The sequence below is a fragment of the Rhodococcus sp. PAE-6 genome, assembly GCF_025290685.1.
Classification (GTDB): domain Bacteria; phylum Actinomycetota; class Actinomycetes; order Mycobacteriales; family Mycobacteriaceae; genus Rhodococcus; species Rhodococcus pyridinivorans.
In genome coordinates this window covers 407,435-426,488 of sequence record NZ_JAOCLZ010000003.1, presented here as the reverse complement: position 1 = coordinate 426,488, position 19,054 = coordinate 407,435, and the positions used below count along the sequence as shown (strand labels likewise).

Below are 19,054 nucleotides of genomic sequence, written 5' to 3'. Positions count from 1 at the left end.
CACGGTCGGCGTCCGACACTGGCGCCATGACGAATTCGGTGAACCCCATCCCCGAGGGATACACCTCCCTCACCCCCTTCCTCGTCGTCGACGGTGCCTCCCGCGCGATCGACTTCTACTGCGACGCGTTCGGAGCGACCGTCGTCGAGCGGATGGACGGCCCCGACGGGACGGTGATGCACGCAGAGCTCGACTTCGACAACGGCCGACTGCAATTGAGCGATCCCCATCCCGGCATCGGCCTGCACGCGCCGAGCGGAACGAACGACGTCGACCATTCGTACGTGCTGTACTGCGCGGACGCCGACGCCCTGTTCGCGCGGGCCGTCGCCCTCGGTGCCCGGGTGTTCGAGGAACCGTCGACCTTCGTCACCGGCGACCGGTTCGCGTCGATCCTCGATCCGTTCGGTCATCGGTGGGTCGTGATGACGCGGGTCGAGAACGTGCCCGCGGAGGAAGCGAAGCGACGGCTCGACGAGTGGGCGGCAACGCAGAACGCGTGACGCTCAGGGCGTCACTGGTGCGGCGGCCCCGACGAAGGCCACCATCTCGGAGCCGCCGGGATTGGTCTGGATCGGGATCTGCTTCCAACCGTTCGCCACCCACACGTTCCCGGCCTGGTCGATCGTGATGCCGGTGTTGTGCACGAGGCCGTCGAGTCCGTAGCCGGTGACGTCCGGGGAGATCGATGCGCCCGTGGTGGTTACGGGGCGGTAGGCCACTGCCCTGCTGCCGCAGCACTGGGAGACGGCCCGGCCGGCGAATTTCGCGACCCAGATGTTGTCGTTGCCGTCGACGACCACACCCCACGGAACCCGGAGGCCGCCGCGCCTCGGTGGCGGGGCCGTTCGGGGAAGTTCCGAGTACCGGGGCAATTGCGCCAGCGTGTAAGCCGCTGCCACCGTGGTCTTCTCGTCAAGAACGACGTCCGCCGACGAAGTTGCTTTTCGCTCTGTGCGGTGGCGGGTGCCGCCAGGAGCGCCCAGGCCAGCGCCGTCGCCCCCACCAGTGCCGCACACTTCCGACCGATACGATTCGAACCACGCACGAGACGACCCGCTCGCCGACGGAAGTAGTTGCAGTGCATCGTCGAACTACGTCACCGGTCGGCGTGGCACAACCGAGACGAGATGTCCGCTGTGAACGATTTCCCGGATTTCACCCCACAGACGGCGAATGCCGCCCCCGGGAAACCGGGAACGGCATTCGTCGTCGTGTACGGACTCAGCCGAGGCGCTGCTTGAGGGCCTCGAACTCGTCGCGGATGCCCGAGGGCACCTTCTCACCGAGGAACTCGAACCACTCGGCGATGCCGTCGATCTCGGACTTCCACTCCTCGACGTCGACCTTCAGGGCCTCGTCGACGTCGGCGGGATCGACATCGAGACCGTCGAGCGTGAGGTCGGCGGCGCTGGGCACGTAGCCGATCGGCGTGGACTGCGCGCCGGCCTTGTGCTCGATGCGGTCGACGATCCACTTGAGCACGCGCGAGTTCTCGCCGAAGCCGGGCCACAGGAAGCGGCCGTCGTCGCCGCGACGGAACCAGTTGACGTAGAAGATCTTCGGCAGCTTGTCCTCGTCGGCGTTCTTGCCGAGCGTGATCCAGTGGTTCAGGTAGTCGCCGGCGTTGTAGCCGAGGAAGGGCAGCATCGCCATCGGGTCGCGACGGACGCTACCGACCTTGCCCTCTGCCGCGGCGGTCTGCTCGGACGACAGGGTCGCGCCGAGGAAGGTGCCGTGCTGCCAGTCGAAGGACTCGCTGACGAGGGGCACCGTCGTCTTGCGGCGGCCACCGAACAGGATCGCGGAGATCGGCACACCCTGCGGGTCGTCCCACTCGGGGGCGAGGATCGGGCACTGCGACATCGGGGTGCAGTAACGCGAGTTCGGGTGCGCGGCGTTGGTGCCGGACTCGGGGGTCCAGTCGTTGCCCAGCCAGTCGGTGAGGTGCGCCGGGGTCTCGCCGCCGATGCCCTCCCACCAGATGTCGCCGTCGTCGGTCTTCGCGACGTTGGTGTAGATGGTGTTGCCGGCCTCGATGGTCGCCATCGCGTTCGGGTTCGAGTCGGCGCTGGTGCCCGGCGCGACGCCGAAGAAGCCGAACTCGGGGTTCACGGCGTAGAGGCGGCCGTCCTTGCCGAAACGCATCCACGCGATGTCGTCGCCGAGGGTCTCGGCACGCCAGCCCGGAATGGTCGGCTGGATCATCGCGAGGTTGGTCTTGCCACAGGCCGACGGGAACGCCGCGGCGATGTAGTAGGCCTTCTCCTCGGGCGAGATCAGCTTGAGGATCAGCATGTGCTCGGCCAGCCAGCCCTCGTCGTGCGCCATGGCCGACGCGATGCGCAGCGAGTAGCACTTCTTGCCGAGCAGGGCGTTGCCGCCGTAGCCGGAGCCGAAGCTCCAGATCTCACGGGTCTCGGGGAAGTGGGTGATGTACTTCGTGTCGTTGCACGGCCACGGGACATCCTGCTGACCGGCCTCGAGCGGCGCACCCACGGAGTGCAGCGCCTTGACGAACGGACGGTCGGTGCCGAGCTTCTCGAGAGCCGCGCTGCCCATGCGGGTCATGATGCGCATCGAGACGACGACGTACTCCGAGTCGGTCAGCTCGACGCCGAGCTTCGGGTCCTCGGCTCCGAGCGGGCCCATGCAGAAGGGCACGACGAAGAGGGTGCGTCCGCGCATGCTGCCGCGGTACAGCTCGGTCATCGTGGCACGCATCTCGTCGGGGTCGACCCAGTTGTTGGTCGGGCCCGCGTCGATCTCGTTCTTCGAGCAGATGAAGGTGCGCGACTCGACGCGTGCGACGTCCGACGGATCGGAATTGGCCAGGAACGAGTTCGGCTTCTTCTCGTCGTTCAGACGCGTGAAGGTGCCTGCCTCGACCAGCTGAGAGGTCAGACGGTCCCATTCCTCATCGGATCCGTCGGCCCATACGACACGATCGGGCTGGGTGAGCTCGGCAATCTCCTGGACCCAGGCAAGCAACTCGGCATGCTGGGTCGGGAGCTTGTCGTCGGTACCGTTCAAACCGGGAATGGTCGCTGAGGTCATCAAAACTCTCCTGGGGTGTGCCCGGAACCGGGATCCCACCTCCGACCTGCACGTTCTTCTGTGCGGACGAGGGCAGACCCGGGCTTGCCCCTCTCGGCAGGGGTACCACCTACTTCGTCCGTGGCCGGACAGGCGAAGTAGGCGCCGGATGTCCTTTTCATAGAGGTTAACGTCGGAATGCCGACCGGCGTCACTCGGGGCCGGTCGGAAATCTCACAGAAACGATTCAGAACTTGCGCACAATACCGTCCCCTCCCCCTGCTGCGCAGCCGGATATGAATCACTTCGACTCTTCTCCGTGGTGTACGTCGTATTCAAGGCTACCTGTGTCCAGTCGACTCCACCGACCCGATCCGTCGAGCTCGCGACAGTATTCCCACACGCCGTAACGGCCGTCGTCCGCGATCACCGAGAGGCGATCGCTGCTGCCGTCGAGATCGGTGTCGGTGGCCACCACCAGACCGTCGCCCCAGTCGCCACCGACTCCCCAGTGCTCGGTATCGGCGACGACCGTCTCGGCGGCGCCGTCACCGTCGAGGTCGGTCGTCGGGGCGAGCTCGTCGGCCCAGGCGGCCAACTCGGACGGATCGAACCCGGACGGATCGAAGGGATCGGTGAACGGCTGGGGTGTGCCACCCGAGCCGGCGAATTCGGCCATCGTCTCCCCTTTCCGACCCGGCACGCGCCGGATCGCTCCTACCCGGTTGGACGCACCCCGGCACCTTGCGGTTCCGGGATGTGTCCGAGTGCCGCCAGGTCGCGTTCGCACGCGGCGGTGCGGGCACGCCGCTCGCCCCGGCGACGGGTGATCTCCGCGTCGATCGCGGCGACGCGTTCCCGCACGCGGGTCGCGTGCCGGTCGCGCGCAGCGACCGCGAGCGCGGTGGACTGCAGTTCCGTCTCGTGGATGCGGGTGCGGATCCAGGTGTCGAGTTCCGCCCGTACGGTCGCGAGCTCGTCGGCGATCCACCGCCGCATCCGGTCGCGGTAGGCGATTCGCCTACGGATCCGCATCAGCCATCCGGCGGCCGGAACCGCACACGCGATCGCGACCACCAGCGACATCCAGCCCGGCAGGTCCCCGAACGGGGTGAGGAGCAGTCTGCCGAGACCCGCGCCTGCCGACGCACCGAAGACCACCGTCAGCGTGTCCTCCATCGACCGCGCGGTCTGCGGTGGGCGGGCGGTGCGCGTGGGTTCCGGCGCCGGAGTGCCCGGTGCGATCCGGGCCGTCTCGTCGGTGAGCCGCGCACACAGGTCGTCGACGTGGGTGTCGATCGTCGTGACCACCGCATCCGCGTCCGAGGTCTCGAGCACCTCGCCCGCGGCGGTGGACGCCGCCCGCACGCGCATCGCGACCTCCTGCAACAGCGTCACCTGCAGCCGGCGCAGGTCGGGGCCGGAGGTCGCGGGTGGTGCTGCGGCGGTGAGGCGGGAGCGCTCCGCACGCAGGCCCCCTTCCTCGTCCTCCGCGCTCAGTCGTCCGATCTCCTCCTCGATCATCGGCCGGGTGGCGGCGACGACCGCGGCGCGTGCTCGTCGCGGGTCGTGCGACGACCGGACCGTGGCGGCCAGGACGTCCCGCAGTTCGACGAGTCCGGACGCGGTGAGCAGGGTCTGCCGGACCGCCTCGCTCGCGTCGTCCTCGAGTTCGCGTGCCCGCCGAGCGGCCGCGGCGCTCACGGGCAGGACCACGACCCTCGGCAGCCAGGATGCGTGCCGCTGCAGGATCTCGACGTCGGCGTCGCGGACCGCACGCCAGTCGGGAAAGCGGTCGATGTCCGTCAGTGCGCAGACGACCTCGATCGACTCGGCTGCCGCCGCGCGGACGAGGTCGAGTTCGGTGCGGCCGATCGTCGCCGACGGGTCGAACACCACGAGGGTGACGGCGCGGCCATCGTCCGTGATGTCCAGCCCGCCCAGAGGTCGTAGCTCCGCTGCCAGCGTGCCGGCGCCGGAACCGGGCACTCCGACGACCCGCACGCCGGTCGCGGCCGGCCGGTGCAGTCCCATCCATCCGCGCGGGTTCCATCGGCGCAGGACGTCGTCGGCCGGATCCACGAGTCCGCTCGGCGGTGTCACCGTAGTCCCGCGGCGACGGACTCCATCGGGTCCAGCCCGACCAGGTCGAGTGTCTGTTCGACGAGTTCGCGCACCTGCGGTGCCGCCGGGACACCCGCCACGACCCGGGCGAGCTCCTCGTCACGTAGGCGGCGCGCCACGACCGCACGCGCGGCGAGCCGTTCCCCGAGCAGTTCCTCATCGCGGACCGCGACCACCTGATCCGGCGGCACCCCCGTCGCACGCGCGACGAGAGCGCACTCGCTGTCATCCGTCCCACCCGTCACCACGAGGACGAGGCGACAAGGATCCACGGCCGTCAGCGCGGCGCGGTCGGCCGGATGGGCGACGGCCGGGTCGAGACGACGCGGCACGACGTAGACGACGACGTCACCGTCGAGGACCGGGTCGGGACCATCCGGCGTGTCCACTGCCACTCCGCCCACGGCCGCGTCTACTTGCCCACCCTCGATATCGACCCTGCGGAGCAGCAGTTCGCGTACCTGCGTCTCGACGCTCTCCCGGCCGGTCCCGGCCCGCCCCGCGACCTGCACCCGCAGCGCGGCCGTATGCTCGGTCAGCGCCCTGCGAATCAACCGCCCTGCCTGCGCATCCAGTTGTTCGACCTGCGCGGCGAGGTGGTGCCACAACTCCCCCGTCATGATCCCCCGATCGTCGGCGGAAATTGTCGCAGAGAGATCGCTGACAGGCAGCCGAACGAATGCTTCCCTGAGAAAACACTGTGGCCACTCAGGTCACTCCCGCCACACACTCTCGGAATACGCGACAATGGACCGGTGAACGAAGCCGATCAGCACACCACCGAGACGCTCGAGGAGCGCCCGACCCGCGGGAACCGCCTATACCCCAGGGTGACGAGTTTCCGGTCCCGCCGTGGATCGCTGACCGACCCCCAGCAGCAGTGCTGGGACCGTCGTTGGCCCGAACTCGGCAAGGAAGTCGGCGACGAACCGCTCGACGTCGACGCCTGGTTCGGTCGCTCCGCGCCCCTCGTCCTCGAGATCGGATCCGGAACAGGAACCGCCGCGGTCGCTATGGCCCAAGCCGAGCCCGAGGTGAACCTCATCGCCGTGGAGGTCTACAAGCCCGGCATCGCCCAGACACTGCAGAACATCGAACGCAGCTGCAACACCGACGCGCCGATCCGGAACCTGCGGATCCTGCGCGGCGACGCCGTCGAGGTGCTCGAGAAGATGCTGACCACCGCGTCACTCACCGGCGTGCGGGTGTTCTTCCCGGATCCGTGGCCCAAGGCCCGCCACCACAAGCGCCGACTCCTGCAGGCCCCGACGTTCGCCCTGATCGCCGACCGATTGAAGCCCGGTGGAGTGCTGCACGTGGCCACCGACCACGCCGATTACGCCGAGGCCATCGCCGAGGTGGGCGATGCCGAACCGCGCCTCGCCCGCTTCACCGGCACCTCCCCGATCAGCCTCGAACGCCCCGTCACCAAGTTCGAGGACAAGGCACACCAGGTGGGTAGCGCTATCAACGAGTTCGTCTGGGGGAAGATCGGAGCATGAGTGTCCATGAAGAGCTTCCCGGCGTGACCGACCCCTCCGCGATCGACGGTGTCGAGCCGGTCCGAAAGGTCCTGCTCGTCTGGGACGCACCCAACCTCGACATGGGCCTCGGCGCGATCCTCGGCGGCCGGCCCACCGCGGCCTACCGCCCGCGCTTCGACGCTCTCGGCCGGTGGCTGCTCGGACGCACCGCCGAACTGTCGCGTCTGCACTCCGCGACCCTCGAACCCGAAGCCACGGTGTTCACCAATATCGCCCCCGGCAGCGCGGACGTCGTCCGCCCCTGGGTCGAGGCCTTGCGTAATGTGGGCTTCGCGGTGTTCGCCAAGCCGAAGATCGACGAGGACAGCGATGTCGACTCCGACATGCTGGACCACATCGAGCTGAGGCACCGGGAAGGTCTCGCGGGTGTCATGGTGGCCTCCGCCGACGGGCAGGCGTTCCGTGAACCCCTCGAGCGGCTCGCACAGGAGGGCATCGCGACCCAGGTGCTCGGTTTCCGCGAGCACGCCAGCTGGGCGGTGACCTCCGAGATCATCCAGTTCCTCGATCTCGAGGACATTCCCGGTGTGTTCCGCGAACCGCTGCCCCGCGTCAGCCTGGAATCGCTGCCCGACGAGGGTGCCTGGCTGCAGCCGTTCCGACCGCTTTCTGCTCTCCTGGTGGGGCGCAAGAGCGTCGCCGAATAGGAGACTTACGTGTTCGACCGTTGGGGAGAGCTCGTCTACCGCGCGCGCTTCACCGTCATTGCGGTGATGGTCGCGGGGTTGCTCGCGCTCGCCGGGTACGGGCTGAGCCTGAACGATCACCTCAGCCAGAGCGGCTGGGACGATCCCGGTTCGGAGTCCGTCGCCGCTGCCAAGCTCGCCGACGGCACCTTCGGCCGCGACACCGCGGGCGACGTGCTGGTGCTGTACACGGCACCCGAGGGCAGCACGGTCGACGATCCCGAGTTCGCGGCGAAGGTCACCGACAGCCTGAACTCGCTGGTCGCCGAGCATCCCGACGAAATCCTCAAGATCAACGGTGCGTACTGGCCCACCGACGACGCGCCGTCGCTGCCGTCGCTGGCCGATCCGTCGCGTCAGCACGCGATCGCGTCGGTCGCGATCGCCGGCGAGGACGACACGGAGCTGACCGGCAACTTCCGCGAGATCAAGGACGCCTTCTACATCGACGGCGTCGACGTGCAGCTCGCCGGTCTGCAGCCGATCTCCGGCGCACTGAACGACACGATGGCCAACGACATCAAGCGCATGGAGATCCTCGCGATCCCGGCCGTCGGCATCCTGTTGTTCTTCGTCTTCGGTGGCGTCGTCGCGGCCGCTCTCCCGCTGATCACCGGTGGTCTCACGATCGTCGCGGCGAACGGCATCGTCCGGTTGATCACCAACTTCACCGAGGTCAACTCGTTCGTCGCACCGGTCGTCTCACTGATCGGCCTGGGCCTGGCGATCGACTACGGCCTGTTCATGGTGTCGCGGTTCCGTGAGGAACTCGCCGAGGGTTACGACACCCCGGCGGCGGTGCGACGCACCGTCGTCACCGCAGGTCGCACGGTGGTGTTCTCGGCGACGATGGTCGTCACCAGCCTCGGTGGTCTCGTGCTGTTCCCGCAGGGCTTCCTCAAGTCGGTCGCCTACGGCGCGATCTCGGCGGTCTCACTGGCTGCCCTGCTGTCGATCACGATCCTGCCCGCCATCCTGAGCATCCTCGGCAGGCGCATCGACAAGTTCGGCATGAAACGCTTCGGGCAGATCCAGTCGAACGAGCAGGTCGAGAACAGTTTCCTCGGCCGCCTGTGCCGCTGGGTGATGGTCAACCCGATGAAGGTGACCATCCCGACGGTCATCGGCCTGCTGCTGCTCATCATGCCGCTGACCGGCATCAAGTTCGGCGGCATCAACGAGACCTACCTGCCGCCCGAGCACCCCACGCGCGTCGCGCAGGAGACCTTCGACGAACTGTTCCCAGGCCAGCGCGCCGAGCCGGTCAAGCTCGTGGTCCGCGGCGCCGAGGGCGGCGACCTCAACAAGATCATCACGACGGCCAGCGAAGCTCCCGGCCTCGTCGAGAAGTTCCAGATCACCGGCCCCGCGAAGGACGGCGTCCGTGTGCTCAAGGCCGGTCTGACCGACCGCAACGAGTCCGCCGACACCGTCGAGTACCTGCACGCAGCCGAATGGCCCGAGGGTGTCGAAGTGCTCGTCGGCGGCACCCCGGCGATCGAGCAGGACTCCATCGGGGCCCTGCTCGAAACCCTGCCACTGATGGTCGTGGTCGTCGTGCTGTTGACGACGTTGCTGATGTTCCTGGCGTTCGGCTCGCTCGTGCTGCCGGTCAAGGCCGTGTTGATGAGCGCCCTGGGTCTCGGCTCGACGCTGGGCATCCTCACCTGGATCTTCATCGACGGCAACGGCGCCGACCTGCTCAACTTCACCCCGGGGCCGATCATGTCGCCGGTGCTCGTGCTGATCATCGCGATCGTGTACGGCCTGTCGACCGACTACGAGGTGTTCCTGCTCTCCAGAATGGTCGAGGCGAGATCGATGGGGGCGAGCACCACCGAGTCGATCCGTATCGGTACCGCCCACACCGGTCGCATCATCACCGCGGCCGCCCTGATCCTCATCGTCGTCACCGGTGCCTTCGGGTTCTCGGAGCTGGTGATGATGAAGTACATCGCGTTCGGCATGATCGCCGCGCTGATCATCGACGCGACCGTCATCCGCATGTTCCTCGTGCCCGCCGTGATGAAGCTGCTCGGCGACGACTGCTGGTGGGCTCCGGCGTGGATGAAGCGGATCCAGGAGAAGATCGGCTTGGGCGAGCCGATCCTCGCCGACGAACTGATGCCCGAGGACGTTCCCGAGCTCATCACCGTCGGCATGTTCGGGCCGGCGACGGTCGCGGCCACGGGCGCGCACCGCTTCCCGGCAGGTGCCTTCGAGGGCGGCTCCGACCTCACGCAGCCGCTGCCCAAGATCGCTCCGCCGAGGCCGGCCGCCGAACAGCGCAAGCTCCGCGATCTCACGCCGCCGCCGGTGCGACGGCAGGCCCCGGGCCGCCCCCCGGTCCGTCCGGCCGCGCCCGCGTCCGGTCGTCCCCCTGCTGCTCCGCGGAACGGCGAACGGGTGCCGCCCGCAGCCGGGCGTCCGATGCCGGCGAGCCGTCCGGTGCAGCCCGGTACGGGTCCGGGGCGTCCGTCGCGTCCGATCCCGGAGCCGCGTCGTCGCCCGGAGGGTCGGCCGCCGGTGGACGAGCGCAACGGCTCGGCTCTTCCGGGGCTCGGAGGCCCGGAGAAGGGTGTCCCGGAGAAGCCCGAACGTCGTGCCCCCGAGATGCCGCAGCGCGATGTCACGCAGCGCGGTGCGCTCGATCAGACACAGCGCGGTGCGCTCGATCAGACACAGCGCGGTGCGCTCGATCAGACACAGCGCGGTGCGCTCGATGCCACACAGCGCGGTGCGCTCGATGCCACACAGCGCGGTGCGTCCGACCCGTCGTCGCCGTCGTCGGTGCCTCCGCTCCCCCGCCGTCAGCGCGGGGAGGTTCCGCCGCCGCTGCCGCAGTCCTTCATCCGACCGCCCGCTGTCCCGGGCGATGCGGAAGCTCTGCCCGGTGCCCCGGCTCCGCGTCCGAGCGAACCCGGCACCGGTCGTGGACGGGATCCGCAGGCGATCGAGAACTGGCTGTCGCAGTTGCGCCGTACGTCGCCCGGCGGGGAGTCTTCGGCCCAGCGACCGAGGCCCACTTCCGACGCACCGCGCCCCTCGGCGCCGGACTCGCAACGTCCCCCGACATCGGAGGCCCAGCGACCTCCGGCGCAGGGACCTGCCCGACCGCCCGTGCCGGGCACTCAGCAGCCGCCGACGCAGGGCATGCAGCCGCCGACACAGAACGGTCCCCGTCCGCCTCTGCCCTCCCGGTCCCGTGGTCCGGAGCAGCCGCCCCGCCCGGCCGGCGAGCGGCCGGAAGCGCGAGCGGACGAATCGCAGCCGGAGCAGAACGACGCGGAGTCGCGGAGGCGTGGACGCCACGGTCCCGACAGCGGCCGTTCGATCAGCGTCAGTGAGCTGATCGCCCGGCAGCGTCGCGACTGATCTGACGAACGAACTCGAGGCGACCCGCAGAGCGGGTCGCCTCGGGTGTTTCCGGGGTCAGCTGCCGTTGAAGAACTTCCGCAGCCGCGTGGACAGCGGATGGGTGACGTTGAAGCTCCCGCCGCGGACCTTGCCTGTCACCACGACGTGCAGCGGTCCGTACGGCGCTCCGCCGCGCACCTTCGACGACACGCTCGACGCGACGTTCTCGACGCCGTTGACGTCGGCCGTGGCCTCGGCGGGGAGCACGATGTTGATCGAGCTGAGGTAGTCGCTCACGTCGATCCGCACGACCTGCGTCTGCATCACCGCTTCGGTGAAATCGAGGGTCACGGAGGACGCGACGGTGTCGAGAACGACGGCGGGCGGCACGTGCCAGCGACCCTTGCGTTCGATGCCGGAGACGCGGCCCTTGATCACGAGAGGAGCGCCCTGGCCGGTCGCGGGGAAAGCAGCTGCACTCGGCGCGGGGAAGCCGGCCGCACTCGGCGCCGGATAGTGCGCCTGCGACATGCCCGGCAGATTCTGCTCCTGGAACTCGGGCCGGATCTGGATACCGGGCAGGTCGACGAGCACCTGGTTCAGGTCGCCTCGGGTCTTGGCCGCGAGGACGGTGTCCATCCGTTCGGTGAACTCCCCGAGCGAGAGCATTCCCTGCCCGACCGCCCGCTGCAGAAGTTCGCCGACGTGCTCGCGCTCGGCGTCCGACACCCGCAGATCCTTCGGTTCCATGCCCTGAGCTTAACGGGACGAACGGTATGCCTCCGAAGTCGTCGGAGCCACTGTGCGGGGCGCTATTCGAGGCCCTGTTCGATGACGTAGCGGGTGAGTTCGACGCGGTTGGCGAGCTGCAGTTTGCGTAGCGCCGCTTGGACGTGGTTCTCCACCGTGCGGTGGCTGAGCGTCAGTCGCGCTGCGATCTGTTTCGCCGACAACCCTTTCGCGACGAGACGCAACACTTCGGTCTCCCTGCCGGTCAGGGTCGGTGGGGGTCTCCGGTCGGCGACGTCGTTCGACATCCGGCGGTACTCGCCGAGCACGAGCCCGGCCAGTCCGGGGGTGAAAACGGCCTGTCCCCGCGCGGTCGCGAGGACGGCGTCGACGAGTTCGTGCACCGAGGCGCTCTTCACGAGATAGCCGGACGCGCCCGCCTTGACCGCGCCGAGGACGTCGTCGCGTTCGGAGGACGCCGACAGGACCAGCACCCGGCTGTCCGGGGAGACCTCGAGGACCGCGCGGGTCGCCTCCGTGCCGGTGCCGTCGGGCATCGCCATGTCCATGAGCACGACGTCGGGGCGGACGACGGCGGCACGGCGCGCGGCGCTCGCGACACCGTCGGCCTCGGCGACGACGGTGAACCCGGCCTCCTCGAGGTCACGTCCGACGGCGTTGCGCCAGATCGGGTGGTCGTCGACCACCATCACGCTGACGGTGCTGCGTTCCTCTGTGCTGTTCTCGTGTGTTTCCGCGCTGATCTCGGCCACTCATTCCCCTTCGGTACCCGGATCTCCCATTCGGTTCCTTCGCCTACATCGCTGTCGAGCAGTGCGACGCCGCCGAGCCATTCCGCTCGCCCGACGATCGACTTGGACACCCCCATGCGTCCCTGTTCGCGAGCTTCGTCGAGTCTGCCCGGTTCGATCCCGACGCCGTCGTCCCGGATGCTGAGTACGATCTCGTCGCCGAGATCCTCGAGGAGGATGTAGGCGGCGGCACCGGCGCCGGCGTGCAGTTGCGTGTTCGACAGCGCCGCTGTCGTGAGCGCCGCGAGTTCCTCCGCTCGATCCCGCGGGATCATGATCGGGCCGGCGGGAGCGGACACCGTCGCACCGGTCCCGGCCCTGGCCCGGACGAGGGCGGTGAGGTCGGCATGCTCACCGCCGCGGTCGACGTCGGTGTCCTGTTCGGAGATCAGCTGCCGCAGCGCGGTCTCCTGTTCGCGGGCCAACTCGGCGAGTTCCGTCGCATCACCGCCCAGCTCGAGTCCGCGCCGCTGCACGAGCGCGAGCACCTGCAGCACGCCGTCGTGCACCTGCCGGGCGAGCCGGTCCCGTTCCTCGGTGGCCGCTGCCACGCGCACGGCCTGCTCGAGTTGCCGGTGCGCACTGCGCGCGGTGGTGGTGGCGAAACCCATTGCCACACCGCACGCGACGAGCACCGGCGCCGTCGCGTCGCGCCACAGGTCGAGGTTGATCTGGTCGCGCACCACCGCGCTGACGACGGACATCAGCAGCGCCGAGCCGATGCCCGTGAGCGGACCGCCGAGGATCGCGGCCGACAGCACGGCGTTGGCGACCCACAGCGTGGTGGGCATGGTCTGGTGGTTGCTGTACCAGTCGTGGTCGGCGACCAGCCGGGTCGCCGCCATCAACGCGACGGCGAGGATCTGGTCCACCACGGTGACCGTGCGGCGCAGTCGTGCCTCGCGGGAGAGCAACACCGCCGAGACGAGCGACCACGTCACGAGCACCCCGGTGAAGAACCACGACAAGCCCGGACGGGTGTAGTTCACGACGGTCGAGAACTGCGATCCCACCGCATATGCGACGGTCACGAGCCGAAAGACCTGGGCGGCCCGCCACAGGGGTGCATCCGCGTCGGGACCGGTCGGAGGCGGCCTCATGTGTACGTTTCGCACCTTTCGTCACAGTAGGTGGGGCGAGTGAATCCAACCACTCCGCGCCTCCAACAGTGACCGCCCCATCCTGTGACCGTCCGCACAGTGGTTTGATTTGAAGTCGTGCTGAGGTCGTACCGAGCTGTCGCCGCCACCTTGCGGAGTCGTTGGCCGCTCTACATGGTCTCCATGGGCGCGTCGAACCTGTTCGGTGCGATGCTCGTGTTCGCCTTCGTCCGGTACGGCATCCCCATCGCCGAGACCGACGCCATCATCGCGGATCGGGTCCGCAACTTCGCGGTCTTCGCGGTGTACCTGGTCTTCGCCGGCATCGTGAGCCTCGGCGCCGCAGCGATCACGCTGCGCTCTGTCGTCCGGTGGCAGCTCCGCGGCGGCCCGCCCACCCGGGCCGAACAGATGGCGGCCCTGCACGCCCCGCTGCGACAGGCGATCGTGCACCTCGGTCTGTGGCTGCTCGGCGGCGTGCTCTTCGTCTTCCTCACCGCCGAGGAGATGCCGTCGCTCGCAGTGGCGGTCTCGGTCACCGTCGCGATGGCCGCGACCAGCACCTTCGGTTTCACCTACATGCTCGGTGAACGCATCCTGCGGCCGGTCGCCGCGCGGGCGCTGAGCGAGGGGAACTTCGACCGGACGATGGCTCCCGGCGTCGGCACGCGCCTGGCCATGACCTGGGGTCTGGGCACGCTCATGCCGGTCGCCGGGATCGTGCTGCTGTGCGTGACGCAGTTGAGCGCCAACACCGACTTCGACGCCGACGCGCTCGCCCTGTCCGTGCTCGCCCTCGCGGTGACGTCGATCGGTCTCGCGCTCGTGTTGTCGCTGCTGACGTCGGCGCAGATCTCCGACCCGATCAAGCAGTTGCGCTGGGCGATCGAACGCGTGCAGCGCGGCGCCTCGGGAGTGCAGGTCGAGGTGTTCGACGGCAGTGAGATCGGACGCCTACAGGTCGGCTTCAACCGCATGATGGCCGAGTCCGACGAACGCCGGCGTCTGCGGGAGTTGTTCGGTCAGCACGTCGGTGAGGACGTCGCGCGCCGGGCCCTGCAGTACGGCACCGAGCTCGGTGGTGAGACGCGCTACGTCGCGGTGCTGTTCGTCGACATGGTGGGTTCGACGGCGACGGCCGCCGAGCGCCCACCGAGCGAGGTCGTCGAACTGCTCAACGAGTTCTTCCGTGTCGTCGTCGAGGTGGTCGACCATCATCACGGCTTCGTCAACAAGTTCATGGGCGACGCGGCATTGGTGATCTTCGGCGCTCCCCTCGACCGGCCGGACGCCCCCACGGCGGCGCTCGCGGCGGCCCGCGAACTGCGTTTCGCTCTGGACGAGATCACCGGACTCGATGTCGGGATCGGCGTGTCGGCGGGACTCGCGGTGGCCGGCAACATCGGCGCGGCGGAGCGCTTCGAGTACACGGTGATCGGCGACCCGGTCAACGAGGCCTCGCGCCTGACCGAGCTGGCGAAACTGCGTCCGAGTAGGGTTCTCGCGTCGTCGAGCGCGTTGTACTTCGCGGACGACGAGGAGCGCAGCCACTGGGAACTCGGCGACGAGGTGCAGCTTCGCGGCCGGCGGCGGATGACCCATCTCGCATGGCCGGTTCGCTATCCCGGAGCCCCCGGAGAAGCGAACGGGACGGACGAATCGAACACTTCGACGGACGAGTGACGGTCCGTCCCGCGACACCCGCGAACGACGCGGAACGGCCACAGCGCCCTCTTCGTGACCCGACGGTCGGTTACGGTGAACAGCGTGGCGCAGCCGCACGACGATCCTCCATGCCCCGACGCCACGCCGCGTCGGGGCTCGTTCCGGTGGATCAAGTGGGTGTCGGCGATCGCCCTCGTGGCTCTGCTGACGGTCGAGGCGATCTACCTGTGGCCGACGATGAGCGACTCGTGGCGCGCGGTCACGGAGATGCACTGGGGCTGGTTCGCGGCGGCCGTGCTGGCGCAGATGATCTCCCTCAGCGGCTTCGCGGGAGTGCAGCAGCGACTGCTCCGCGCCGGCGGGGTGCGCGTCGGGCACTGGCGTTCGGCGTCGGTGATCTACGGCAGCACGGCGATGGCGGTGACCCTGCCCGCAGGTCCGGTCTTCTCCACGGCCTTCACCTACAAGCAGACCCGCAAGTGGGGTGCGACCCCCGTGGTCGCCTCGTGGCAACTCGCGGTTTCCGGCGTCATCGCGGCCGTGACCCTGGCGTCGGTGGGCATGATCGGTGCGTTCGCGGTGGGCAGCCGGATCAGCCCCGTCACTCTCGTGTTGTCGCTCGCGGGCGCGATCGCGTTGATTTTCGGCCTGCGGTACGTCGCGAAGAACCCCACGTCGATCGAGGCGGCGGGCACGTGGGTGCTCCGTCGGGTCAACCGCATCACGAGGAAGCCGAGGGACACCGGCTTCGACGTCTTCGAACGCACCCTCGCGCAGCTCGAGTCCGTCGAACTCGCGCGTCGCGACGGTGTGGCCGCGGTGGCGTGGTCGGCCGTGCACCGTGCAGCCGATGTCGCGTGCCTCGGACTGGCGTGCTGGGCTGTCGGCGGCTCCCCGTCGGTGGCGGGGTTGTTCATCGCGTTCGCGGCGGCGAAGGCCGTGGGCAGCGTGCCGCTCGCACCGGGCGGCCTCGGATTCGTGGACGGCACCCTCATCGCGACGCTCACCGCTGCCGGGCTGAGCGCGTCGCAGTCGCTGGCAGCGGTCTTCGTGTATCGGATGGTGAGCTTCGCGTTCGTGGCCCTGGCGGGCTGGGCCACCGTCGCCGCGATGTACCGGGGCAACGGACCCGACGAGATCGATCCGATCGCCGAGCGCGCAGAACACGAGCGCAGCGCCCTGGAGCGGCGGCGTCGTCCGGTCGAGAATCCCGAGCCGGCGTGATCCACCTCACGATGTAGTTGCGCATGCAACTATTTGGTGGCATGGTTGTCGACAAGCAGTTGAAAGTTTGACCATCGAGGAGGACCACCATGACGACCGCCACCACCACCTTCCCCGGCCTGACCACCGGCACCTGGGCCATCGATCCCGTCCACTCGAACGTGGGCTTCACCGTCCGGCACCTCGTCGTCAGCAAGGTTCGCGGCACCTTCGAGAACTTCTCCGGCGCCATCACCGTCGCCGAGGACGGCACCGCATCGGTGAACGCCGAGATCGACGTCAAGTCGATCAACACCAAGAACGCCGACCGCGACGCGCACATCCGCTCCGCCGACTTCTTCGACGCCGAGCAGTTCCCCGTCGCCACCTTCACCTCGACCGACGTGCGTGCCGACGGTGATAACTACATCGTCACGGGCGACTTCACGCTCCACGGCGTCACCCGCCCGGTCGACCTGAAGCTCGAGTTCAACGGCGTCAACCCCGGCATGGGCCAGGGCCCGGTCGCCGGCTTCGAGGCCACCACCGTCATCAACCGCAAGGATTTCGGCATCAGCATCGAAATGCCGCTCGAAGGCGGCGGAGCCGTCGTCGGCGACAAGATCACCATCACCCTCGAGATCGAGGCCGGCCTGCAGGCCTGACCCCTCTCGCACAGACAGCGCCCCTGCTCCGGCAGGGGCGCTGCCGCGTTCCACCCGCTCTACCGGTCCGGATCGTGCTCGAGAGCACGCGCCGGAGATTCCGACGCGCCCCGCGCCGCCGCTACTCTGGACCCGTGAAGAAGTACATCCCGGCGTTGGCGATCGACGTCGTTCTCGTCGTCGTATTCGCCGTGCTCGGTCGTTCCAGTCACGACGAAGTGCTCGATCTCGTGGGGCTCGCAGGAACGGCGTGGCCGTTCCTCGGCGGCCTCACCGTCGGATGGTTCTTCACCGCGTGGCTCTACCGCGACAAGTTCGACGCCTTCGCGGCCGTTCCCACCGGACTGCTCGTGTGGGTGAGCACCCTCGTCGTGGGGTTGCTGCTGCGGGCCGTCACCGGTCAGGGCACCGCAACCGCCTTCATCATCGTCGCGACGATCTTCTTGGGCCTGTTCCTGGTGGGCTGGCGCGTGGTCGTCGGACTGCTCCAGCACCGCAAGGTCGACGCTCACTGACCTCGCCGAGGTCGACCAGTACCGACCCTCCGGTCGCAGCTCTCGCACTCGCACGCGAAGTGTGATCTGCGACCGCGGGATACGCGAATTTTTCGCGCTCGCGCCCCGTGCGGTGGAACAGTGGAGATCATGTCCACGCTGGAACCACCTACTCTGACCGGGTCGCGATCCGACCATCGGTTCTTCGGTCAGCCACTACCCCTGGCCAACCTGTTCGGTGTCGAGATGTGGGAGCGATTCTCCTTCTACGGCATGCAGGGCATCCTGATCTACTACCTGTACTACTCGGCATCCGAGGGCGGGCTGGGGATCAGCCAGGGGGCTGCGACCTCCATCGTCGGCGCCTACGGCGGCACGGTCTACCTGTCGACGATTCTCGGGGCGTGGATCGCCGACCGGCTGCTGGGTTCCGAACGGACCCTGTTCTACAGCGCCGTGCTCATCATGTTCGGCCACATCGCGCTCGCGGTGCTGCCCGGTTTCGTCGGGGTGGGTATCGGCCTGGTGCTGGTCGCGTTCGGTAGCGGTGGTCTGAAGGCCACGGCGACGTCGATCGTCGGCGATCTCTACGACGAGCAGGACCCGCGACGCGACGCCGGTTTCTCCATCTTCTACATGGGCGTGAACATCGGCGCGCTCGTCGGCCCGCTGCTCACCGGCTTCCTACAGACGCGTTACGGCTTCCACTGGGGCTTCGGTCTCGCCGCGGTCGGCATGTTCCTCGGCCTGCTGCAGTACACGATCTACCGCAAGCATCTCGGCGACATCGGCAAGGTGCCACCCCATCCGCTTCCCGCCGAGACGCGCACGAAAGCCGCCGGGATCGGTCTGGTCGCCGTGGTCCTCATCGCGGTCGCCGCGCTGACCGGCCTCGTCACGACGAGCAACATGTCCGACATCGTCGTCGCCCTGACCATCATCGCGACGATCACCTACTTCGTCCTCATGCTGTCGAGCAAGCAGATCACGCCGGTCGAGCGCAGCCGGGTGCTGTCGTTCATCCCGATGTTCATCGCGAGCGCGGTGTTCTGGTCGCTCTTCCAGCAACAGTTCACGATGGTCGCCGTCTACGCCGACACACGCCTGGACCGTAATCTGTTCGGGTGGGAGTTCCCGCCGTCCTGGGTGCAGTCGATCAACCCGGTCTTCATCATCCTGTTCGCGGGTGTCTTCGCCGCCGTGTGGACCAAACTCGGACCGCGTCAGCCCTCGTCGCCCATCAAGTTCGCCGCAGGCACGATCATCATGGGCATCGCCTTCCTATGCTTCATCCCCATGGCCGGTGGCGGCCCCAACAGCGCTCCGCTGCTCGGACTGGTCTTCATCCTGCTGCTGTTCACCTTCGCCGAGCTGTTCCTGTCCCCCGTCGGACTGTCGCTGTCGACGAAGCTCGCGCCGAAGAACTTCCACACGCAGATGGTCGCGTTGTTCTACCTGTCCGTCGCATGCGGTACGGCCATGGCCGGCACCCTCGCGGGGTTCTACGACGAGAACAACGAGGTGCCGTACTACCTGTGGATCGGCGGAGCGTCGATCGCAGTGGGCATCGTGCTGGCCCTCTTCGCGCCGCACATCAAGAAGCTCATGCACGGCGTGCAGTAGCACCACTGCACAGGAC

General features: G+C 68.3%; 17 protein-coding genes. 9 read left to right on the top strand and 8 right to left on the bottom strand.

Going from position 1 to position 19,054, the window contains the following annotated elements; translation table 11 throughout:
* The first annotated feature begins 26 nt into the window (after positions 1-26).
* A complete protein-coding gene (locus tag NVV99_RS09900; protein ID WP_260782822.1) occupies positions 27-503 on the top strand; it encodes a glyoxalase/bleomycin resistance/extradiol dioxygenase family protein in 477 nt (158 codons plus the stop codon).
* 3 nt (positions 504-506) lie between these two features.
* Here the strand turns inward: NVV99_RS09900 and NVV99_RS09895 are convergent, their stop codons facing one another.
* From NVV99_RS09895 to NVV99_RS09875, 5 genes are all read right to left on the bottom strand, one after another.
* The gene (locus NVV99_RS09895; protein WP_260782821.1) at positions 507-902 is read right to left on the bottom strand and encodes a hypothetical protein; all 396 of its coding nucleotides are present in this window, start codon (positions 900-902) and stop codon (positions 507-509) included.
* Positions 903-1,224: 322 nt separating this feature from the next.
* Complete coding sequence (locus NVV99_RS09890; RefSeq protein WP_006552694.1) at positions 1,225-3,057, bottom strand: phosphoenolpyruvate carboxykinase (GTP); 1,833 nt, start codon at positions 3,055-3,057, stop codon at positions 1,225-1,227.
* A gap of 280 nt (positions 3,058-3,337) precedes the next feature.
* Positions 3,338-3,715, bottom strand: a complete 378-nt coding sequence (locus tag NVV99_RS09885) for a DUF6802 family protein (protein WP_006552695.1) — start codon at positions 3,713-3,715, stop codon at positions 3,338-3,340.
* Positions 3,716-3,753: 38 nt separating this feature from the next.
* Entirely contained in the window at positions 3,754-5,139 is a 1,386-nt protein-coding gene (locus tag NVV99_RS09880; protein WP_024102058.1) for a hypothetical protein, read from the bottom strand.
* Positions 5,136-5,780 (bottom strand): hypothetical protein, encoded by a 645-nt coding sequence (locus tag NVV99_RS09875; RefSeq protein ID WP_024102059.1) that lies wholly within the window; start codon positions 5,778-5,780, stop codon positions 5,136-5,138. Before NVV99_RS09875 ends, NVV99_RS09880 begins: the two co-directional genes overlap by 4 nt.
* 135 nt (positions 5,781-5,915) lie before the next feature.
* On the opposite strand from NVV99_RS09875, the gene trmB reads away from it, so the two are divergent.
* Genes trmB through NVV99_RS09860 form a run of 3 tightly spaced genes read left to right on the top strand, consistent with a single transcriptional unit; the run spans position 5,916 to position 10,765 of the window.
* Positions 5,916-6,662: a tRNA (guanosine(46)-N7)-methyltransferase TrmB gene (gene trmB / locus NVV99_RS09870; RefSeq protein ID WP_006552698.1), complete on the top strand. Its 747-nt coding sequence runs from the start codon at positions 5,916-5,918 to the stop codon at positions 6,660-6,662.
* Positions 6,659-7,351, top strand: coding sequence for an NYN domain-containing protein (locus NVV99_RS09865; RefSeq protein WP_006552699.1), 693 nt, complete (start codon positions 6,659-6,661; stop codon positions 7,349-7,351). The genes trmB and NVV99_RS09865 overlap by 4 nt, the downstream gene beginning before the upstream one ends.
* Positions 7,352-7,360: 9 nt before the next feature.
* Positions 7,361-10,765, top strand: a complete 3,405-nt coding sequence (locus NVV99_RS09860) for an MMPL family transporter (protein WP_024102060.1) — start codon at positions 7,361-7,363, stop codon at positions 10,763-10,765.
* Between the two features lie 57 nt (positions 10,766-10,822).
* On the opposite strand, the gene NVV99_RS09855 is transcribed toward NVV99_RS09860, so the two are convergent.
* From NVV99_RS09855 to macS, 3 genes are all read right to left on the bottom strand, one after another.
* Complete coding sequence (locus NVV99_RS09855) at positions 10,823-11,497, bottom strand: DUF1707 domain-containing protein (RefSeq protein WP_024102061.1); 675 nt, start codon at positions 11,495-11,497, stop codon at positions 10,823-10,825.
* A 62-nt stretch (positions 11,498-11,559) separates the two neighbouring features.
* A complete protein-coding gene (locus tag NVV99_RS09850) occupies positions 11,560-12,186 on the bottom strand; it encodes a response regulator transcription factor (RefSeq protein ID WP_006552702.1) in 627 nt (208 codons plus the stop codon).
* Positions 12,186-13,388, bottom strand: coding sequence for a MacS family sensor histidine kinase (macS, locus tag NVV99_RS09845; protein ID WP_024102063.1), 1,203 nt, complete (start codon positions 13,386-13,388; stop codon positions 12,186-12,188). The genes NVV99_RS09850 and macS overlap by 1 nt, the downstream gene beginning before the upstream one ends.
* 174 nt (positions 13,389-13,562) lie before the next feature.
* Between macS and NVV99_RS09840 the strand changes: the two genes are divergently transcribed.
* From NVV99_RS09840 to NVV99_RS09820, 5 genes are all read left to right on the top strand, one after another.
* Positions 13,563-15,071 carry an adenylate/guanylate cyclase domain-containing protein gene (locus tag NVV99_RS09840; RefSeq protein WP_019290866.1) on the top strand — a complete coding sequence of 503 codons (1,509 nt, stop codon included), beginning with the start codon at positions 13,563-13,565 and terminating at the stop codon, positions 15,069-15,071.
* Positions 15,072-15,155: 84 nt separating this feature from the next.
* On the top strand, positions 15,156-16,277 hold the full coding sequence (locus NVV99_RS09835) for a YbhN family protein (protein WP_228044692.1): 1,122 nt from the start codon (positions 15,156-15,158) through the stop codon (positions 16,275-16,277).
* Positions 16,278-16,366: 89 nt separating this feature from the next.
* Positions 16,367-16,921 (top strand): YceI family protein, encoded by a 555-nt coding sequence (locus NVV99_RS09830; protein ID WP_019290865.1) that lies wholly within the window; start codon positions 16,367-16,369, stop codon positions 16,919-16,921.
* Between the two features lie 134 nt (positions 16,922-17,055).
* Complete coding sequence (locus NVV99_RS09825; RefSeq protein ID WP_024102064.1) at positions 17,056-17,436, top strand: DUF3054 domain-containing protein; 381 nt, start codon at positions 17,056-17,058, stop codon at positions 17,434-17,436.
* A gap of 129 nt (positions 17,437-17,565) precedes the next feature.
* Complete coding sequence (locus tag NVV99_RS09820) at positions 17,566-19,038, top strand: peptide MFS transporter (protein ID WP_033096407.1); 1,473 nt, start codon at positions 17,566-17,568, stop codon at positions 19,036-19,038.
* The last annotated feature ends 16 nt before the right edge of the window (positions 19,039-19,054 follow it).

What these genes read in the sequence shown, in the direction of transcription:
- NVV99_RS09900 (WP_260782822.1), top strand. Translation starts at nt 27, where the DNA reads ATGACGAATTCGGTGAACCCCATCCCCGAGGGATACACCTCCCTCACC.
- NVV99_RS09890 (WP_006552694.1), bottom strand. Translation starts at nt 3,057, where the DNA reads ATGACCTCAGCGACCATTCCCGGTTTGAACGGTACCGACGACAAGCTC.
- NVV99_RS09885 (WP_006552695.1), bottom strand. Translation starts at nt 3,715, where the DNA reads ATGGCCGAATTCGCCGGCTCGGGTGGCACACCCCAGCCGTTCACCGAT.
- NVV99_RS09875 (WP_024102059.1), bottom strand. Translation starts at nt 5,780, where the DNA reads ATGACGGGGGAGTTGTGGCACCACCTCGCCGCGCAGGTCGAACAACTG.
- NVV99_RS09865 (WP_006552699.1), top strand. Translation starts at nt 6,659, where the DNA reads ATGAGTGTCCATGAAGAGCTTCCCGGCGTGACCGACCCCTCCGCGATC.
- NVV99_RS09855 (WP_024102061.1), bottom strand. Translation starts at nt 11,497, where the DNA reads ATGGAACCGAAGGATCTGCGGGTGTCGGACGCCGAGCGCGAGCACGTC.
- NVV99_RS09850 (WP_006552702.1), bottom strand. Translation starts at nt 12,186, where the DNA reads ATGGTGGTCGACGACCACCCGATCTGGCGCAACGCCGTCGGACGTGAC.
- macS (WP_024102063.1), bottom strand. Translation starts at nt 13,388, where the DNA reads ATGAGGCCGCCTCCGACCGGTCCCGACGCGGATGCACCCCTGTGGCGG.
- NVV99_RS09840 (WP_019290866.1), top strand. Translation starts at nt 13,563, where the DNA reads ATGGTCTCCATGGGCGCGTCGAACCTGTTCGGTGCGATGCTCGTGTTC.
- NVV99_RS09830 (WP_019290865.1), top strand. Translation starts at nt 16,367, where the DNA reads ATGACGACCGCCACCACCACCTTCCCCGGCCTGACCACCGGCACCTGG.
- NVV99_RS09820 (WP_033096407.1), top strand. Translation starts at nt 17,566, where the DNA reads ATGTCCACGCTGGAACCACCTACTCTGACCGGGTCGCGATCCGACCAT.